Annotated in this window: 1 protein-coding gene and 3 pseudogenes; 2 read left to right on the forward strand and 2 right to left on the reverse strand. The window is 61.6% G+C overall.

All coding sequences use genetic code 11. The features are described from left to right. Nucleotides 1–65: 65 nt before the first annotated feature. Nucleotides 66–314 (reverse strand): annotated as a pseudogene (locus AAFX91_RS40725) (IS110 family transposase); the annotation flags it as partial. A gap of 141 nt (nucleotides 315–455) precedes the next feature. Here AAFX91_RS40725 and AAFX91_RS40730 point away from each other — a divergent pair. Both AAFX91_RS40730 and AAFX91_RS40735 read left to right on the forward strand, forming a co-directional pair. Continuing rightward, nucleotides 456–2,012: an ISL3 family transposase gene (locus AAFX91_RS40730; RefSeq protein ID WP_394570249.1), complete on the forward strand. Its 1,557-nt coding sequence runs from the start codon at nucleotides 456–458 to the stop codon at nucleotides 2,010–2,012. A 95-nt stretch (nucleotides 2,013–2,107) separates the two neighbouring features. Next, nucleotides 2,108–2,332: pseudogene (locus AAFX91_RS40735) on the forward strand (IS21 family transposase); the annotation flags it as partial. Here the strand turns inward: AAFX91_RS40735 and AAFX91_RS40740 are convergent. Beyond that, a pseudogene (locus AAFX91_RS40740) lies at nucleotides 2,326–2,505 on the reverse strand (IS5/IS1182 family transposase); the annotation flags it as partial. The pseudogenes AAFX91_RS40735 and AAFX91_RS40740 sit on opposite strands and share 7 nt — an antisense overlap. Nucleotides 2,506–2,590 lie beyond the last annotated feature (85 nt).

Consider the following 2,590-nt stretch of genomic DNA (forward strand, 5'->3'; position numbering starts at 1 on the left):
GATCAATCGACAACTCTCTGGGTGGATCCTTCCTCCACTGGTAATACGCGCCGTCGGGGCGCACCGTAGGGCTTCACGTAGGCTGGCGGCATCATGCGGACCAAATGGCCCAGCGCTGCGATCTCGCGCGCCCAGTGATGTGCACTCGCACAAGCCTCCATGCCCACCAAGCAGGAGGGGAGCCCTCGAAAGAACGGCAGCACCTGCGACCGTCGCAACGTGCGGCGAACCAAGACTTTCCCGTCTTCGGCGATGCCGTGAACTTGGAAGATCGACTTGGCCAAATCCAACCCCACTGTGATAATCTTCTCCATGGAACGGTCCTTCCTTTGTGGCGCCTCTCTACGCGACCACGTTAGGCACTTTTGATGCCGGTTCGAAGGGCCGTTCCACACCATCACTTTTGATGCAGTTTGAGGGATGTCTGGCGCTTTGATTGGAGGAGAATCGACGCCATGCAGCAGGCACTCCACCGCTCCAGTTTGGTGCCGCGTGGGTTTGTTGTAGAGAGTGCTTACTACGAGGGTGATAAGGCGATTGTTGTGGTCCGGGCTGCCGGATGCATCGGCCTGTGTCCGTCGTGCGGAACGGTTTCCCGACGTGTCCATAGCCGCTATCGACGCCGCGTGACCGATTTGCCGCTCTCAGGTCGGATCGTCCAGCTCCTGGTCACCGCTCGTCGCTTCCGCTGCGATGCGGTTCTGTGCGGGCGCCAGATCTTCACCGAGCGTTTCGCCGGAGGCGTACTGGCACCATCGGCGCGTCGCACGGCGAGGCTGGACTCCATCGTACATCACCTCGGCTTGGCGCTTGGTGGTCGGCCGGCGGCAAGCTTTGCAAAACGGCTGACGCTGCCGGTGAGCAAAGACACGCTCCTGCGCGTGGTCCGACGCCGCAGCCGTCCATCGGCTGACCCGCTCAAGGTCATCGGCATTGACGATTGGGCATGGCGGCGCAATCACCGGTACGCCAGCATCGTCTGCAACTTGGAACGGCGCCGGGTAGTCACTCTGCTGCCGGATCGTGAGCCCGCGACCGCCCAAGCGTGGCTCGCTGCTCATCCCACGATTGCGATCATCGCCCGTGACCGAGGCGGCGGATATGACGAAGCCGCGGCCAAGGCCCTGCCGCAAGCAGTCCAGGTCGCCGACCGCTGGCATCTGATGGAGAACGCCAGTCGAGCCTTCCTTGATGCCGTCCGCAAATCGATGCGACAGATTCGCACCGTCATCGGTGCAACGACGATCGATCCCGCACTTCTCACAGCCGCCGAGCGCCTCCAGTACGAGGGCTATCTACGCCGCGAAGAGACCAATGCGACTATCCTGGCTCTGTCGAAAAACGGCGTCCCCATCAAGCAGATCGTGCGCCAAACCGGCAACAGCAGAAAGCTGGTCCGACAAGTGATCCGCGGCGAGCGCACGGATGTCTTCCGGACCCGGCAAAGTTCGTTGGATCTGCATTTGCCGTGGCTCGACGACCAGTGGGCGTCCGGTTGTCGCAACGGGGCCGAACTTTGGCGCCGTTTGAAGGCACGTGGCTTCAGAGGTTCGCTCCGCGTCATCAGCGAGTGGGCGACCCGCAGACGACGAGCGGAAAGGGCCGACACACAAAACCTTCAGAGGATTCCATCAGCCAGAACGATCGCGCGCCTGATGACAGTCGGCCGGGACTTGCTTACGAAAGCGGAGACCGTCACGATCGCGGCGATTGAAGCTGGCGTGCCAAACTTAGTCGAGGCACGCGAGATCATCGCCGAATTCCACCTGATGATCCGGCGCAAGACCGAGGCGGGCTTCATCCCGTGGATCGAGCGAGCCCGAGCTAGTCTCGTCGCCTCGTTTGCCGGCGGCGTCGCCAGGGATGAAGCGGCGGTCCGAGCAGCAATCACTTTGCCCTGGTCTAACGGCCAGACCGAAGGTCAGATCACGCGTCTCAAGCTCGTGAGGCGTCAAATGTATGGCCGCGGAAAGATTGATCTGCTTCAGGCCCGATTAATCGGCGCAGAATGAAGGGGCTGCACCAAAATTGCGTCAGAGCCCAAAATTGACCCCCTAAAGGTTGGTCTGTTGCGCTGCCTGCTTCGTAACAAAGCAGGTGGTGGAGGATGCTGGTCGTGGAGACGATTGCGCGGATTCGGCGCGAGCACTTCATCAAGGGCAAGACGATCAAGGAGATCGCCCGTGACCTGAAGGTATCACGGAACACGGTCCGGAAGGTTCTGAGGTCGGGAGAGACGTCCTTCGAGTACGAGCGGCAAGTGCAGCCGCGGCCAAAGCTCGGACGATGGGCAGTCGAACTTGACGGGCTGCTTGCGGCGAACGTGGCCAAATAGGCTCGTATGGGCGGCGCGAGCGCCAGAACATCGGGCGCCGCCGCAATATCGGAATCCTGGCCCGGGGTCAGATGCAGGACGACCGGCCGGCAGAGCGGATCGCTCAGCGCATGGATCTTTGTCGTCCGGCCTCCGCGCGAGCGACCGATCGCCTGATTGTGCTCCCCCCTTTTCCACCGCTATCCGATTCACACATTTTTGAGCCTCAAAGTGGTGCCGTATTTGATGCGACGGAAGGCTTCGAGGCCCAGGCGC

This window comes from Bradyrhizobium sp. 31Argb (assembly GCF_043638955.1).
GTDB lineage: Bacteria > Pseudomonadota > Alphaproteobacteria > Rhizobiales > Xanthobacteraceae > Bradyrhizobium.

Bases quoted from the DNA above. Each gene is read 5' to 3' on its own strand.
- AAFX91_RS40730 (WP_394570249.1), top strand. From the start codon at position 456: ATGCAGCAGGCACTCCACCGCTCCAGTTTGGTGCCGCGTGGGTTTGTT.